This is a genomic window from Paenibacillus sp. HW567, assembly GCF_000374185.1.
Classification (GTDB): Bacteria; Bacillota; Bacilli; order Paenibacillales; family Paenibacillaceae; genus Paenibacillus_AQ.
Genome location: NZ_KB910518.1, coordinates 2,722,423 through 2,738,603 on the forward strand (window position 1 = coordinate 2,722,423; position 16,181 = coordinate 2,738,603).

Sequence of the window (16,181 nt, forward strand, 5' to 3'; positions counted from 1 at the left end):
GCTCTTACTCCACATTCACTGCCTGCTGCTTGGCTGGCTTGGTTGCTTCCTGCGGTTCACGCCCGCCGCCTAATTTGAAGACCAGTATTCCGCCGACGATGACCAGCACGCCAATTAACTGTTTAGACGTAAAAGGAACCTTGGTCAGACCCAGCCAGCCCAGGGAATCCCATAGCAGTGCAAATCCGAGCTGTGAGGTCAGAACGACGGAGATTGCATAAGTGGGACTGAGCAGCTTGGTGGCTTGCACCAGACAGATTACCACGCCTACACCAATCATTCCGCTGAACCAATACCAGGGCTGCATATGCTTCAACGTGAACATATCCCCCCCTTCCATAATCAGCCCCATCGCCAGCGAAGCGATAAAACCCATGCCTAACACCAGCGTGGTGGTAGACCAGGAACCTGTATGCTCATTAACCTTACTGTTAAAAATATTCTGCAGACTGACAAGCGAACCGGCAATAAGCGCCAGTACTATCCCTATTAACATATTTGTCACTCCTTAAAAATTTTGTCAGCATAGCTCCATTGAAGATTCTTCATACAAAATTCACTTCGGAAGCATACGCTTAGTTTTGTTAGCGTTACCGCTCACGTAGGCTCATAAATATTGCGGCTGGCCAGCTCGCTGAGTCCGGCTCTGTTTTTTATCAGAATGAGTCCATTGCTGCGTTCAATCAGGCCTTCCTGGCTTAGCTTTTGAATCACCCGGTTCAAATGCCGGTAGCTCGTGCCAATGAAATTGGCAGTATCGACCAGGCTGATCGTATTCAGTTGCCCGGTAAAGTTAGGATCGGACTCATCATAGAAAATGGACAGCAAATAGCTGGCGAGCCGCACCTCCACCGGATGCATCAGATTCATGCTGAGAAAATTGGACTTCCGGTAGAACTTCTGTGTAATGATCTCCAGCATAAAATGCAGCAGCGGCGGATGATCCTTGCCGTATTTTTTCAGCCAGCGGTACTCAATACAGAGCATATGGACTGGAGACACTGCCTCCACCGTATTGATCATTTCCGTTCCCTGAATATATTCAACATCGCCAATCAGCTCCAGCGGTGATTTGAAGGAGATGATCAGCGTTTTACCTTCCGGCGAAGTGGTGAAGATTTTGAGCTTCCCCTTAACCAGGACATAGAGATTCCCGGATGGATCTCCTTTGGAGCAGATATGCTCCCCTTGGGCGAAGCTGCATAGGTGCAAATGTGCCATCAACTGTTCATTGAACACAGGTTCGATGGAATACGCCTTTAGATAGGCCAGAAGCCGCTCTGTATCTTGAATTTCTTTCATGGTCCGCTCCTGCGATCAGAATTTTAAAATCACCACTCCGGCAATCATCATGCCGATCCCGATAAATTGCGGCAGCCGCATCTTCTGCTTCGCCACACCGAACCAGCCGTTGATATCAATGACAAAGGTCAGGCAGAGCTGGGCGATCAGCAGCGCGGAAATCGTCAGCGTAACACCGATGCCCTGTATCGCCGTCACTTCACTAAAAATAACAAATGCGGCAAACGCGCCGCCGATCAGATATAACGGATTAACCTGCTTGAAGCCCTGTTTCTTCCCGTCCCGAACGAACAGCAGAATGATCAGAGCCATTACGAACCCGGTAAACTGGGTAACCGTGGCCGCTTGCCATGTGCCGATGTCCTGACTGATCCGCGCATTGGCCACCCCCTGTAGTGTAATACAGGCCCCGCCCAAGAACGCAAAAATAATCCCTCTCATAACTTCTCTCTCCTCTATCTTAATCTCTGCTTTAATTAAATGACATATTCGGATTTTGCGGTAGGACATATGTCCTTACCCGAGCAGAAACGGCTACGCTGTCCCTAAGAGGGCGGATAATCCCGTAAAAAAAGATAAAACCCGCCTCAGCGGGTTTACCATAAAAGCTTCATCTCATGCAGCCTGTCAAAAATGATCCGGCTAACCGCCGAGAGTTGCTCCCGGTCCTTAAAGGCAAGCCAGGCAATGTCTTCAATTTCCGATTCCGGGGTTAAGTCTCCGATGTAATCAGCGGTGTAACAGGTCATTTTAACCCGCACCCCCTCCGCTTTGCCATGCGCCTCCGCTTCAAATGTGCCGAAGAGCGACACCGTATCCGGCAGGATGTCCACGGACAGCTCTTCTTTTACTTCCCGCACCAGTGTTTCGGTATCTGTCTCTCCAGGCTCTCTTTTTCCTCCGGGAAAATAATAAGTATCCTTTCCTTTGGAGCGTGCGCCAAGCACCCGTCCTTCCGCAACGGCGATCCAGGCAATTTTATCTATAATCTCTGTCATTTCCTACCTCAATCCTCCTCAATTACTTGCTCGATGCTCTCACTATTAAAGTCCATTTCCCGCATATTCGGAAGGACATATGTCCTCAGCTCAGCAGCTCATTCATTTGGCAAAAGGTCATATTTGATATGCATATGTTCCTGCGCTTCATCCCAGGGCACGGAATAGGCTTGTCCCTTGGCGCAAAAAATTGAGGCGGACGTGTAGGCCGGATCGGCATTTTTATTGTAGTTTTTAAGCCGGATGACTGCCTCCGTCTGGTGGCACGGCTGATATTCTGCTACCTTCAGCGACAGAGCGCCTTTGCCCTGAGTCATCGAAGCAAGACGAACTGCATAATTCATGAAGGTGGCGACAGGAGCCTTGCCGGTTATGACCGCTTTGCTGCCGATAATTTCAGGAGGTGCGAAGCTGCCGCTGGCCTGCTGAATGTCCGTCATTACTTTGCCTAAGTCATCGGTGTCAATCCTGATTTTGAGGTCATATATAGGCTCCAGCACAATATTGTCCGCTTGCTCCAGCCCCTGGCGCAATGCCCGCAGCGCCGCTTCGCGGAAATCGCCGCCGTGTGTGTGCTTGTTATGTGCCCTTCCGCTCAGCAGCGTAATCCGCAGATCCGTAAGCGGAGAGCCGGTGAGCAGACCATGATGCCCGCTCTCCAGCAAATACTGCTCAATCTGATGCTGATACCCGGCCGCCAAGTCGTCAGGATGGCACTGGTTAAAAAATACGATACCGCTGCCGCGTTCACCCGGCGCAAGCTTCAGCAGCACCTCGGCGTAATGCTTCAGCGGCTCAAAATGTCCGCAGCCATACACCGGGGCTGAAATCGTCTCCATATATAGAATCTCCGGCGGACCAAAAGTGACCGGAACCGCAAAGCGCTCCCGCATTATCTGCTCCAGAATTTCCAGTTGAATCTGACCCATCACATGGATGTGCAGCTCCTGCACCGCTTCGTCCCAGCTTACATTCAGGGAAGGATCTTCAGCACCCAGCAATTGAAAAGAATGCAATACCTCCTTCAGGTGTACAGGCGGCTCATACTGCACCTTGGACTTCAGCGTCGGAACAAGCTCACTGCCAACGCTGCCCCGCAATGCCCCGACGCCCTCCCCTGGCCTTGCAGCCGACAATCCGGTGACCGCAAACAATTCTCCTGCTGCCGCCCAGTCAGCCGAAGCATATTTAAGTCCGCTATATTTGCGGATTCCGGTAATCCGCTCGCACAGCGGATCATGAACCGCGCCAGACGCCAGCTCCTCCCTCACTTGGAGTACTCCCTGCAGTGCTTTAATATATGTAATCCGTGTTCCCTTCTCGTCATGACGGACCTTGAACACCCGTCCGGCAAACGGCGGCTGAGCGTCATAACCGGTTATGGTCAAAGCTTCCAGCCGGCGCAGAAAACTATCTATTCCAAGATCCAGCAGTGCCGAGCCTTGCAAGCATGGAAAAAGCTGGCCTGACCGAATCATTCGGATCATCGCTTCTTGCCAGGCTGAATCGGACATAGAACCTTCCAGGTAAGCGTCAAGCAGGTGGTCGTCGCGTTCGGCCATAAACGCTTTTATCGCTTCAGGCAGTCCTGCCTTCTCCGCTTCCGGCAGCATCAACGCATCTCCGCTAAGCTGATCATGAATTTCTTCAAATACCCGCTGAGGATCAGCTCCGGTCCGGTCGATTTTGTTAATGAAGAAAAAGGTCGGAATCCGGTGCCTGCGCAGCAATTGCCAGACGGTCTCCGTATGTCCTTCGACCCCTTCGACCGCGCTGATGATCACCACCGCATAATCCAGCACCTGTAGCGCACGTTCCATCTCCGGTGAGAAATCGACATGGCCCGGGGTATCCAGCAGAAAAAAACGGGAATTCCCGTAGAGAAATTCCGCCTGGTCGGCAAAAACGGTAATCCCCCGTGCTTTTTCAATCTCATGGGTATCCAAAAATGTATCCTGATGGTCCACTCTGCCCCGGCTGCGGATCGCCCCCGAATGATAGAGCAACTGCTCGGCGAAGGTCGTTTTTCCCGCATCCACATGTGCGAGCAGACCAAGCGTAATATTTTTCATAAAGTGCTGTATATCCTTCCTGCTTCAGATTTAGAGATTAATGGGAAATTCTTGTCTGTCCAATTCATATCTAGTATGATCAAATTACATTTAAGCACTTTTCGCCTACAACATCCAAGAGCGACAATATAGATAACCTGCCTGTTATTATCATAACTGAAAGGAAGGATTCGTCTATGAAAATCAGTGCCAGAAACCAGTTCGAAGGGAAAGTGATCTCCATCGAGGAGGGACAAGTCAACGCTAAGGTTGTAGTTGATACCGGGGGCCAGCAGATCACATCCATTATCTCCGTGGATGCGCTGCACGATCTTGAACTGAAGGAAGGCTCCAGCGTTACGGCAGTCATCAAGGCCTCTTCCGTACTGCTGATGGCTTAGTCCGCAGGAATCTGCGGCAGGGTAGCCGCCCAAAAAAGACCTGAGCTTCGGCAAACGCCGGGTTTAGGTCTTTTTTGGAGATATGGGTGCACTCTCGTGCAAGTACGGCGTTGCCGTTTCAGCTTATGCAACTGTATATTTACCGCTACTTGATGGTATAGACAACTGTTTTTACTTTGCCCTCGGGAAGGGTTGCATACGTGAAAGTCATTACGTTTCCTTCGCGTTTTTTTAACGCCAGCATTTTCGTGACCACGAACGTGTCTCTTCCGTCTGCCGTGTTCCATTCCTTCCGGTCCTCAGGCATAATCAATTTCTCATTAAGGTTCGTAATTTCTCCGGTCACAGTATGAATCGCAAACAACTCAGCATGTTCCAAATAACGGATCAGCGCGACATCTTTGGACACATATTCTACGGTGAAATCCCCTGTTCTCCCGGTACTCTTCGCTAGATCAAACGGCTTGCCAAGACTGCCATCCGTATTAATATACTGGAGGCTTGTATCATCTCTCATATATAGCTGTTCCGTTGCGGGCTCAGCTTCATGCGGATAGGAAACGATGCTGTAGTGATAGTCTGTTTGCTTCAGAATTGTTCCGTTTCGGATCAGCGCCTGATATTCGTTTGTAAAATCATTGAACATGGCATAATGCTTATCGGTCAGAAGCAGCAAGTCATTGCCTCCTCCTGCATTCTTGATCTGAAGCGAGTGTGAATAGGGCCATCCGGTGAGAGGAAAGGTACCGATAGACTTCGGCTTGCTATCCGTTGCAGCTTTAAGAAAGAGTTCTCCGCTATTCTGGGAGACCCAATAGGTTCTGTTCTGAATAGATACCTGGGTGAATCGGGGTTCGTCCACCAGCATGATGTTGCCGCTGCTTCGGTCGGTCCAGGTTTTGCCGCCCATGGCGCTCACGGCAGAGACAAGCGGGACGTATACAGTTCCCTTGATAATATGTGGTGTTTTGGTAAGCTTCAAGGCTCCGCCGTTAACTTGTACTGCTGTGGAGCCTGTTGTGAAGAGAACCTCCCGACCCGGACGGATCAGCACTGCAATTTTGGACTTCTGGTTCCAGAAAAATGTGTAGCCCATTGCCTCCGCTAGAGCTTTTAAAGGAACTAATGTGCTGTTCTCCTCTATAATCTGACTGCTCCCGAGCGTAGTTTGCTTGTCATTCAGCAGGATGGCGCTTTCTTTGGCGGCAAGCGCCGAGCCCGAACCCAAAACCAGCAGTACAGCAGCACCAGCAAGCGATACCTTCCATTTCTTCATTTGCAGCTTCTCCTTACGAATACGAATATGTTCTAATAGTTTGGACGCTTCCGCCTGGGAAAAGTTTCAAGATATCTGCTATGATGTTGCTGGAGGCGATTTGAACATGAAACTTACGTTCATGACTTATGATCAGTGGGATGACGCACTGTGGGCAACCATTGAACCGCTCTACCGGGAAGCCTTCCCGCACGGCGCCAAGCCGGTGAACATTCTGAAGGCGATGCTGGACCGTAAGATAGCCTGGCTTCATGCCGGATATCAAGACGGCCGGCTCGCTGCAATGGCAATCACAGGGCTTAGCGGTTCCGCCGGGGAACGGCTGCTGATTATTGACTATATGGCTATAGCTGCGGAGCTTCGCGGACAAGGCCTCGGAAGACAGCTCCTGGAGCAGATCCGAGACTGGTCCCTGCGCGAGCATCATATCCAGGCCATTCTGATTGAGGTTGAAGCTGGCGGAACAGAAGAGGATGCCGCGCGGGTGCATTTCTGGGAGCATTGCGGTTTTACCGCTACGGATTATGTGCATCAATATATTTGGGTGCCTGAACCCTACCGGGCGATGGTGCTGCCAATCCGCGAGAATTTTCCCATCTTGGATGATGGACAAACCTTATTCCGACACATTACCAATTTTCATATGAAATCCTTCCGCAAGAGCGGCGGGTAGGCTGTATGTAAGGGCGGATCAATATCTGAGCACCAGCACAAACCGCATGCTCTGCAAGGTGGCTTCAGCGTATATGTCCCCGCCCATTTTCTGCAGCAACTGCTTGCAAATATAGAGGCCGAGACCATTTCCCTTCTTGCCTTCAGTATTGGAGCCGCGCCAGAAGCTTGTGAATATATAGGGCAACTCACCTGCCGCGAGCGGAATGCCCGAATTCTCAACTACAATCAGTTGCCGCATATCCTCTTCCTGAAAAGAGATCCTGATACAGCCCCCGTCCCCGTACTTAATCGCATTTTCGATGAGGTTATCCATGACTTCCAGCAGTTTGTCAGAGTCTCCGAGCAACAGCTTTTCGGCAAATTCGCCAACCTCCAAATTGATTTTCAGCAAATGCAGCCGTTCCTTGTGGGCAGGCAGCAACCTCTTGAGCCAATCCCCAAGGTAGAACTCCCCCTGCTTAACTTCGATATTCTGAAGCGAAGAAACAGACGCCGTAATAATCTCCCCGATCAAGGTTTCGATATGCTCGGCTTTCTGCCCGATGAGTCTGGCGCACGCTTTGCGCTTGTCTTCGCTCTCATAGATTTCCTCAACCAGTGCGCTGGAATACAGCTTAATAGCTGCTACTGGTGTTTTCAGCTCATGTGACAGCGATGCGACAAGGGTCTGCCGGTCTTTTTCCAGGCTCAGATTGGTCATCTTCTGGGATTCCAGGGTTTCCCTTAGCAGATCGAGCCCCCAAATGAACTTGCCGAAGAAGCGGCTTTGGTTCTCTTTCATGCCCCGATTCAAGTGCCCTTTGGATAATTCATAAGGCAATGCTTCAATCGTATGAAACGGTTTGATAATCTGCAGTTTCACATAGAGCAGAAGTCCGACAATCCCTCCCAGCGCCAGCAACAGGATCAGACTCTCGAAAATAATAACCTTGGCTGTGTCTTTAACAGGTAGGTAAGAGAAACGTAAATACCCTGACAGCACCTGCCCCACATAGACCGGCTTAACCGTGAACTCCTCTCTGTCCTTAAGCCCCGCTCCATCAAAAAATTGCCCGATTCTCAGTGGCTCTGCCTTCGTGCCAATCCAATCAAGTGTGCGGACAGCTCCCGGTTTACCCGGATGCAGCACAATATCATTCAGGTGAACACCTTCGCTGACCTGCTTAAGAATGCGGTTGATTTCAGTCCGGTATCTCCGGTCCGTCTGGGCATTCCCAAGGTAGGCTGTATAAGCGGTACAGGCGGCGATCAGCCCTAGTCCAATCAATACGGTCCAGAGGATCAGGACATTAAACCGTCTCATATTTGTATCCTACTCCCCATACAGTAACGATACGTTTCGGCTCCTTGGGGTTGTTCTCGATTTTATCGCGCAATTTATTAACATGTACGGTGAGGGTAGAAGGCTCGCTGAAGCTGTTCACTCCCCATACCCTTTCGAACAGCCACTCTTTGCGCAGTGCTTTGCCCTTGTTGTTCAACAGCAGCACAAGCAGCTCGTATTCCTTGGCCGTCAGGACCAGCGGCTGATCTTTTTTATATACCTGCATGGAAGTCCGGTTAATCACAATATCGCCGTCGGCCAGCAGTTGTTTGTTGTCATTCATATCATAGCTGCGGCGCAGATGCGCTTTGACCTTAGCTGTCAACAGATTGACAGAGAACGGCTTCTCCAGATAATCGTCTGCCCCCAGCTCAAGGCCAATGATTTTATTGTCATCCCCATGCCGGGCGCTCATGATCAGTATCGGCAGATTGTGCTGCTCCCTCACAATTCTGCAGACGGCGAAGCCATCCAGCTCCGGCAGCATGATATCCAGCAGCAGCATCTTCACAGTGTGCCCAGCCAAATATTCCAGTCCTTCTTCACCGCTTACCGCAGTGAACACAGAATACCCTTCCACCTGCAAGAAATCTCGAATCAAATCAGCAAGCTCCATGTTGTCTTCAATAACCAGTATGTCGGCCATAATGCCCTCCCCCCAGCTCCCTCTATCAGACGATACTGCTGAAGCGATGAGCATTTCACTTCCTACCACCCCATCTCCATCAGCCATTTCGTTAGGAATTGTTCCCGCTCCTTCATTCCTTGTCCTTCATCATATTTGCCCAAAGGATATTCACCATGAATTGTGCCATCCACCATATAGAGCACCTTGTCACTCTGTGCAGCCACCTTCACGTCATGGGTAACCATCATAATCGTTGTTCCTTCACGGTTGATCCGGCACAGCTCTGTAAGCACCTCTTTGGCAGCCTTGGAATTCAAGGCACCTGTCGGCTCATCGGCAAACAGCATCTTTGGACTATTAATCAGCGCCCGGCATATACAGGCCCGCTGCAGTTGCCCACCCGACACCTCGGTGATATCATGCCCTGCGGTTTCAATGATGCCAAGCTTGCGCATGAGACTGTCAGCATACCGGTTAACGTCAATACGGCTGCGCTTCTCTCCCTTTCTTTTCAAGGCCTCATAGCCCGATAGAATAATATTATCATAAACCGATAGATTGCCTAGCATGTGCATTTGCTGAAAAATGAATCCCATCTTGTGCATACGCAGTTCAGCCATCCCTTTCTCCGACAGCCCGGATATGCTTATCCTATCAAAAATAACCTCTCCTGCCGTTAAACGGTCCATCCCGCTTACTGTATACAGCAAGGTTGATTTTCCTGACCCGGACGGTCCCATAATGGATACGAATTCACCCTCATGGAGCGTCAGATTCACATTTCTCAGCACATTGTTCTGCCCTTTGTTTACAATATAGGTTTTGCATAAGTTGGTAACCTCTAATACTGCGGTCATTACAACCAGCCTCCCGATCATTATTTTCTCTGCGCAGAGTACTATTCTTCTTAGCCTATTCCTGGTTCATGTTCCATATCTGTACCCGCTTAATTTGCCCGCAGCTTATAATCACCGCTAGTACTACAACGGTCAGGATCAGAAGCGGGAATAAAAGATAAACCTGCTGCGGCACAATATTGAAGCTCATTTGGGTCAATCCGAACATACGGAAGATGATACCAATCAGCCGTTCACCCAGAACATTTGCTGTAATCACGCCAATGATGATCGAACCAACCAGCAGTATACTAATGCGTAGAACCTGCCAGCGGCGGATGATGCCATTTTTGAAGCCAAGGCTCTTCATGACCGCAATGCTCTGCACTTCCTTGGTAATCAACAGCCTCACAAACAAGCTGGTAATAAAAAAAGTGACCAGACAGACAATAACAGTAAGCAGAGAAATAATGCTCTTCAGTTGGCCCATGAAGCCGCCAGTAATCTCCCCAAGCAAATCAGTTGCGCTTTTGAGATCGAACCCGCTGAGCTGCTGCTTCATATCTTCTATTATCTGTGCCTTCTCAGCCTCAGGCGCGTTGATCCTTCCCGCAAATTGATACGAAGATGCACTCGCCGGAGTATATTCATCTCCGAGCCTGACCATATAGCCTTCATTGCTGATGGTCTGGATCAGTCCGGTAATCAGGAAGCTGCCTTTTTTGCCTTCAATCTCAAAGGTTATGTAATCCCCAATACGCTTGTCATATTGTTCGGCCATAATACTGGTAATCGCAATCTCGTTCGCCAGCTTCGGGGCTTCTCCGTCCAGGTACTGGAAGGCTGCGGCAGGCTCGCTTTTCATCCCGCTGATGCGCATATTATCTTCACCGTTATCAGAGATATATTTCGTGTTGAACGAGTAATCCACCGTCAGCGTGACCGGGAACTTTTTATCCTGCATTTCCTGTGCCAGCTTGGCTAATTCCTTCCGAATCTCTGCCACCGGTTTATTGAGAACCTCGCTTTTGGTATAGAAATCCGCCTCAATGGTGCCAAAATATCCAATAAACTTCGGTGTCACGATCGTATTCATCAGGTTGACTGGAATAATAATAATTGCTGTGCTTAGGATAAAGGTAAGGATCAGGGCGGAGTAGCTCTTCAGCTTGTTCAGTACATCGCTTAACGCTAGAAACAGTGCCGGAGACAGCAGCTTGCTGCTGTGCAGATGAATTTTTCGCGATGCCTTGAAACGCTCCCCTGTATGCCCCTGTCTGATCGCATCAATGGCCGAGGCTTTGCTGATCTTGCGCATGCAGAGCATACAGAAGAGCAGTGTTACCGCGATCATGACTATCGTGCTGATAATAGAGACTATTACACCGGTGATACCACCGGGGGTAATGATGTATTGGGAGATTTTACGGGACATCAGCTCTGAGAGCGGGAGACTGATGCCCATGCCCACTATGCCGCCAGTTACGCCCAGGCCCAGATATTTGGTCAAATATAGCCGTTTGATCGCGGAGTTACGGAATCCAATCGCCTTCATCACCCCGATCTCCTTATAATCATCCTGCAGTGTAGAGACAATCGTGAAATGCAGCGTCAAAAAAGCGATAAAAATCAAAAACAGGCTGATCACAAACAGCATGGCCGAGAGAATCCTGTCTGTCATGAAAGACATAGCTACCAGATTTTTATCAATGACGAAATTAACCGTGAAATCCTGCTTGGAAAAAGCCGATGTCAGACCGCCTTGCACACCAGGAACCGTGTTAAAGCTCCATAGCTTTGTCATTGACTCTACCGGAACCACTTGCTGAAGGGCAGTGAAATCCTGCTCCGAGAGCAGTATCCTTTTGAGACCCATCATATCTGAGCCCATGTAGGCGTCCTTGAAAAAACGCGCAACCTTAAATGTTGTATCCGTGCCTTCCAAATGAACCGTCAACGGATCGCCTAGTTCAAGCCCGGTTGCATTCATGAGACTGATTGGAAGAGCAAGTTCTCCCCGCTGAAGCGTAAATTCCGCATCATCCTCTCCAAAGACTAGATTTACATCCTCAGGAATGGTAGACAGTACAAGGCCGGTATTGCCGGAAAAGTTTTTTCGGCCCTTGGGCACAGTAATGTCCTTGGACAATACCCCGATCTGCAGTTGGGAATAAGTGGTGTCGATAGCTTTCTGACTCTCGGCCCAAGCGGCAACGCCCTGGTTGTTCTCGTCCGTGTTGGTCATTATAGCGTTTAAGTCCGCTACCCGGCTTTGGTTAATGAAACTATTAATCGCCGTTGAAGTAGAATACATCAGGTTCGTGCTGCTCGCCACAAGCATGGATGCCAGGAGGATGAACACTAACAGCACAATATTCATTGCTTTTTTACGCTTCAGGTCCTTCTTAAGTATTTTCCAAAACACTGGTACGCTTCCCCCTTCTGTTGACTCTATAGTGATTATAAAGGGGCAGTTATTAAATAATCCTTAAGCGCGAGAAAACGATAAGATAAACTAACCAGGGGAGCTAGACACGAAGTAAACCTAACCTGTGAACGTTGGATAGACTGCGCCGGGCTTGTGAGCCAGACTACATTCCCAAACATAATGTAGTCTGACCCTTGTATTGGTTAATTGTATTTACTGCAGTTAAAAGGCTGCTTTAACTCGTATTTGTAGCGGTAACTGTATTCTGTGCAATAAAAATGGCTAAAACTATATTTTTATCGGATTGCTGCCAATTTAAATGTACAGAATGCAATTAAGTCAGATTCAGCACGAAAATACGGCTTTTTAGTTGTACGAAATACAGTTAGGGCTGATAAGTGGAAACGGCTATTTCGTCCTTCTAAATCCGTTTCAGCGAGAAATAGAAGGGTAAAGACTTATAACTTCTATATTTAAAAAACGGGTGCTCCCGGTTTCACCCAGGAACACCCTTATTGCACTGCATACTCCCTAAATCGAGCTTTTTGCAAGCGCATAAAAACCAAACGCATTCTCCCAAGCGGGGAACCCGGCTTGCGCCATTGTGTCGCTGCCGCCGCCTTTTCCCTGGAACTCGCCAAGGTTCGCTTTGAAGAAAGCTCCGCAGGAGAAGCCTGTGCCGCCGCTACACGCCAGCACCACCTTGTTCTCCGCAGCGGTCAGCAGCAGCACGGGAAGCTCAGTCGAAGTCGTCAGCTTGACTGCCAAGCTCTGCAAATCCTTGAGTGATTTGTCTTCAAAAACATGAGCGATCACGCGTGCTCCCGGTTCCTGTGCAGATAGCAGCTCCTGCGCCGCATAACCGTCGTTTTGTTCTTTGAGTGTGGCTAATTCCGCCTGCAGCAGCTTCTGCTCGGCTTCCCACTTCTCAATCCGCCCAAGAATCTCATCCTTGCCGGTGTTGAACTTGGCGGCGAGTGCGCCGAGAATACGCTGATTATTATTGCACTCATCCAGTGCGCGCCCTCCGCATTTAAAAGTAATCCGAGTGTTCCCCTTCATCTTCTCCGCTCTCAGCAGCTTGATCATCCCGATGCTGCCAGTTGAGGCGACATGTGTCCCTCCGCAGGCATTATGCTCCACGCCCTCAATTTCAACAATGCGGATATTCTCAGTCACCTTGGGCAGCTTAACCAGCGGCAGACGCGCCATTTCCTCCGCTGTGACTGTATAGCTGGTGATGCTGCGGTTCAGCATGGCCTGCCGGTTAACCTCTTTCTCTACTATAGTTAGCTGCTCCGGCGAAAGCTCCGGCAGTTCAAGATCAATGGTGTCGTAATCGCTGCCCAGGTGGAAGCTTAGTGTCTTAGCCTGGCACAGTTCAAGGAATACCGCCGAGAGCAAATGCTGGCCGCTATGCTGCTGCATATGGTCGAATCTCCGGTCCCAGTCAATCCGGCAGCTTACCTTCTTCCCGGCAGGCACGGACTCTACTCTATGCAGCACCTCATCCTCTTCGAGGATAACGTCAAGCATCGAAATCCCGCCAATGGTTCCGGTGTCACAGGGCTGTCCGCCTCCATGCGGATAAAAAGCCGTCTCCTCCAGCACCAAATACATTCCGTCTTCTCTTTCAACCACTCTATTGATTTCCGTTTCCCACTCCTGCAGATAAGCAGATTCGTAATATAGCTTCTTCGTCATAATTAGATTCCTCTCTATTCCCGTCTCTGTACTTAGTGCATCGTATCCCATATTTGCTTGCCAAGCAAGATGTGTAGCCAACTGGCGAATTTAGATCTTGGTATTTCCGGCTTGTACAAAATAAAAAGCAGTGACAGGCTCATCCCTGCCACTGCTCCATCTTGAACGCCTTTTCTCACGCTTGACGCTTACTTATAGGTGTTCTCTTCGGTTTTCTTGTACGTCGTTCGTTCATCCCGGAGCGATTCTTTGCGAGTGTCACTCTTTTTCTGCTCCAATTGCTGTGCTTCCTGGCTGGTCACCGGGTTTTGCTCAAGCTCCTTGACCGTGTTGATCAGATTCTTGTCCGGCTTGGTATGATCCATCGCTGTGCTGCCTCCTTAGTAGGTCTGGTCATTTCAGCTTATTGTGGCAATATGCAGGGAAGATTATACTCCGGACAAAAAAACCGGATAAGCAGATGAAGCATCTGCCTGTCCGGTTGCAGTGGATGATAACTCTATTATTCCGAATCCACGTTGTGGTACACCTGCTGTACGTCGTCCAGTTCCTCCAAAGCGTCGATCAGCTTCTCGAACTGGGCTTCGGCATCTTCAGGAATGGATACATAGTTCTGTGGAAGCATGGTCAGCTCGGCCACGGTAAATTCTGTAATTCCGGCAGTACGGAAGGCTTCCTGTACGGTATGGAACTGGTCAGGCTCGGCATAGACAATAACCGCTTCATCTTCTTCCAGCACATCGCGCACATCCACGTCCGCTTCAATCAGCAATTCCATAACCTCGTCAGCGGTTTTACCTTCCACGCCGATAACAGCCGTTGGTTCGAACATATAGGTTACTGAACCGCTGACCCCCATGTTGCCGCCATTCTTGCTGAATGCGGAGCGTACCAGAGGGGCCGTACGGTTGACGTTGTTGGTCAACGCATCAATAATAATCATCGAGCCGCTTGGGCCAAAACCTTCATAACGCAGCTCTACATAAGTCTCGTCTCCGCTGCCCTTCGCTTTATCCAGTGCCCGGTCAATGATTGCCTTAGGCACATTATACGTTTTGGCGCGTTCCAGAACGACCTTCAGCGCCCGGTTCGATTCCGGATCAGGTTCGCCCTTCTTCGCAGCTACATAAATCTCTACACCAAATTTGGCATAGACCTTACTTGTATTGGCATCCTTGGATGCCTTCTTTTCCTTAATATTATTCCATTTACGACCCATATTGTTCGCGCTCACTTTCCAACATTAATTAAAAAACAGTCCCATCTATTATACCTCTGTTCGATATATCTCGTAAAGGGCAGTCCCCGTGCCGGCTGAAAATCGGACTAAAGGCATCAACCCATTGCTGTTCATGAAGCAGCAGCCCATGCTCAACCCCTTCCTGCCGGTTCCGGGCAACATTCTCAGACAGCAGTGCCGATATTATCCGTCAGGCCCGGGCGAGATAAGCCTTCCGATCACCGCTCAAATTCTGCTGTCAATCACAGCCTGCTGCTCCACTATGTGTTACGATAATAGGCAGATTAGTAAATTATGGAGGCGATTGATGTGAAAGAAGGCTGGGAACGCACAGAGCAGCAAGTATCACTTGACCTCAGACAAATTAACGGCATTGTGAGATCTGCATTTCAGGGTACACGGGTAATAGGCGCGGAAAGGCTTGGAATCGGGCTTCATAATTCAAATTATAAAATTCACCTGGACGGGAAATCAGATCCCCTGGTTCTTCGTTTGTATAGTGACACTGAAGGAATCGCTGACAAAGAATTGGCTCTTGCAGAGCGCATACGGGACACCGTTCCTGTTGCTGACTTTCTCTACGTCGATACTAGCTGCAGCAGCTTCGACAAGCCTTGGGCAGTTATGGAATGGAAGGCGGGGATTCATTTACGGGATGTGTTAAAAGCAGGAACGGCGCAAGAGATCGTATCCGCCGCCACTTCTGTTGGCACTGTTCTTGCCCAAATACATAGCTATACGTTTCCAGCAGCAGGATTTTTGGACAGGGATCTGGAGATTATTCAGCCCTTCCAAATGGGCGGAGAGCTGTTTCTTTCCATCATCGGCAACAGTCTCTTCCACAACCAGGGCGCGAAATGGCTGGGCGATGAGCTGACACAAGAGCTGTGGAGCTTCTGCCAGTCACACAGCAATGAACTATCGGATAGAAAACTTTCACCAGTGCTCGTACATTCGGATTTCAACGGTCTAAATATACTGATGGAGCCAAATGCGGGTGACTGCACAGTCACAGTGTCGGCTGTTCTCGACTGGGAGTTTGCCTTTTCCTGCAGCCGGTACACCGATATCGGGAACATACTTCGTTATGAAGAAGACGGCTCGCTGTTTGAGCAGCATTTTATTTCAGCGTATACAGCTCATGGAGGCGTGCTTGAGGATAATTGGAAGCTACTCTCGAAGCTTGAGGATCTCACCTCCCTCTGCGAGATGATCAGTCACTCTACGGTGAACACCCCTAACCGCCTGCGTGATCTTCAGAGCTTGATTGCGAAGACGGTTAAACTTTATCGTTGATAGACTTCGATTCCCACCGCCA

General features: G+C 49.5%; 16 protein-coding genes. 3 read left to right on the forward strand and 13 right to left on the reverse strand.

Features of this window, described 5'->3' with window-relative positions:
* Positions 1-4: 4 nt before the first annotated feature.
* The 5 genes from B212_RS0112360 to B212_RS0112380 all read right to left on the reverse strand — a co-directional run bounded on the left by B212_RS0112360 (position 5) and on the right by B212_RS0112380 (position 4,372).
* Positions 5-496 (reverse strand): DMT family transporter, encoded by a 492-nt coding sequence (locus B212_RS0112360; protein WP_019911107.1) that lies wholly within the window; start codon positions 494-496, stop codon positions 5-7.
* Between the two features lie 101 nt (positions 497-597).
* Positions 598-1,302 (reverse strand): Crp/Fnr family transcriptional regulator, encoded by a 705-nt coding sequence (locus tag B212_RS0112365; RefSeq protein ID WP_019911108.1) that lies wholly within the window; start codon positions 1,300-1,302, stop codon positions 598-600.
* Between the two features lie 15 nt (positions 1,303-1,317).
* On the reverse strand, positions 1,318-1,743 hold the full coding sequence (locus B212_RS0112370; protein WP_019911109.1) for a DMT family transporter: 426 nt from the start codon (positions 1,741-1,743) through the stop codon (positions 1,318-1,320).
* A 155-nt stretch (positions 1,744-1,898) separates the two neighbouring features.
* Positions 1,899-2,300 carry an NUDIX hydrolase gene (locus B212_RS0112375; RefSeq protein ID WP_019911110.1) on the reverse strand — a complete coding sequence of 134 codons (402 nt, stop codon included), beginning with the start codon at positions 2,298-2,300 and terminating at the stop codon, positions 1,899-1,901.
* Positions 2,301-2,398: 98 nt separating this feature from the next.
* A complete protein-coding gene (locus tag B212_RS0112380) occupies positions 2,399-4,372 on the reverse strand; it encodes an elongation factor G (protein ID WP_019911111.1) in 1,974 nt (657 codons plus the stop codon).
* 176 nt (positions 4,373-4,548) lie between these two features.
* Between B212_RS0112380 and B212_RS0112385 the strand changes: the two genes are divergently transcribed.
* The gene (locus B212_RS0112385) at positions 4,549-4,752 is read left to right on the forward strand and encodes a TOBE domain-containing protein (protein ID WP_019911112.1); all 204 of its coding nucleotides are present in this window, start codon (positions 4,549-4,551) and stop codon (positions 4,750-4,752) included.
* Positions 4,753-4,897: 145 nt separating this feature from the next.
* Here the strand turns inward: B212_RS0112385 and B212_RS0112390 are convergent, their stop codons facing one another.
* Positions 4,898-6,028: a copper amine oxidase N-terminal domain-containing protein gene (locus B212_RS0112390; protein ID WP_019911113.1), complete on the reverse strand. Its 1,131-nt coding sequence runs from the start codon at positions 6,026-6,028 to the stop codon at positions 4,898-4,900.
* 106 nt (positions 6,029-6,134) lie between these two features.
* On the opposite strand from B212_RS0112390, the gene B212_RS0112395 reads away from it, so the two are divergent.
* Positions 6,135-6,701 carry a GNAT family N-acetyltransferase gene (locus B212_RS0112395; RefSeq protein ID WP_019911114.1) on the forward strand — a complete coding sequence of 189 codons (567 nt, stop codon included), beginning with the start codon at positions 6,135-6,137 and terminating at the stop codon, positions 6,699-6,701.
* 18 nt (positions 6,702-6,719) lie between these two features.
* Here the strand turns inward: B212_RS0112395 and B212_RS31375 are convergent, their stop codons facing one another.
* The 7 genes from B212_RS31375 to B212_RS0112430 form a co-directional block, all read right to left on the reverse strand.
* Entirely contained in the window at positions 6,720-8,006 is a 1,287-nt protein-coding gene (locus B212_RS31375) for a sensor histidine kinase (protein WP_019911115.1), read from the reverse strand.
* Complete coding sequence (locus tag B212_RS0112405; protein ID WP_019911116.1) at positions 7,993-8,673, reverse strand: response regulator transcription factor; 681 nt, start codon at positions 8,671-8,673, stop codon at positions 7,993-7,995. Before B212_RS0112405 ends, B212_RS31375 begins: the two co-directional genes overlap by 14 nt.
* A 62-nt stretch (positions 8,674-8,735) precedes the next feature.
* Positions 8,736-9,512: an ABC transporter ATP-binding protein gene (locus B212_RS0112410; protein WP_019911117.1), complete on the reverse strand. Its 777-nt coding sequence runs from the start codon at positions 9,510-9,512 to the stop codon at positions 8,736-8,738.
* Positions 9,513-9,567: 55 nt separating this feature from the next.
* Positions 9,568-11,916, reverse strand: a complete 2,349-nt coding sequence (locus B212_RS0112415; protein WP_019911118.1) for an ABC transporter permease — start codon at positions 11,914-11,916, stop codon at positions 9,568-9,570.
* 534 nt (positions 11,917-12,450) lie between these two features.
* Positions 12,451-13,623, reverse strand: coding sequence for an alanyl-tRNA editing protein (locus B212_RS0112420; RefSeq protein ID WP_019911119.1), 1,173 nt, complete (start codon positions 13,621-13,623; stop codon positions 12,451-12,453).
* Between the two features lie 188 nt (positions 13,624-13,811).
* Entirely contained in the window at positions 13,812-13,988 is a 177-nt protein-coding gene (locus B212_RS35005; protein WP_019911120.1) for a hypothetical protein, read from the reverse strand.
* Between the two features lie 137 nt (positions 13,989-14,125).
* On the reverse strand, positions 14,126-14,842 hold the full coding sequence (locus B212_RS0112430; RefSeq protein WP_019911121.1) for a YebC/PmpR family DNA-binding transcriptional regulator: 717 nt from the start codon (positions 14,840-14,842) through the stop codon (positions 14,126-14,128).
* A gap of 330 nt (positions 14,843-15,172) precedes the next feature.
* Between B212_RS0112430 and B212_RS0112435 the strand changes: the two genes are divergently transcribed.
* Positions 15,173-16,159: a phosphotransferase family protein gene (locus B212_RS0112435; protein WP_019911122.1), complete on the forward strand. Its 987-nt coding sequence runs from the start codon at positions 15,173-15,175 to the stop codon at positions 16,157-16,159.
* Positions 16,160-16,181: the final 22 nt, after the last annotated feature.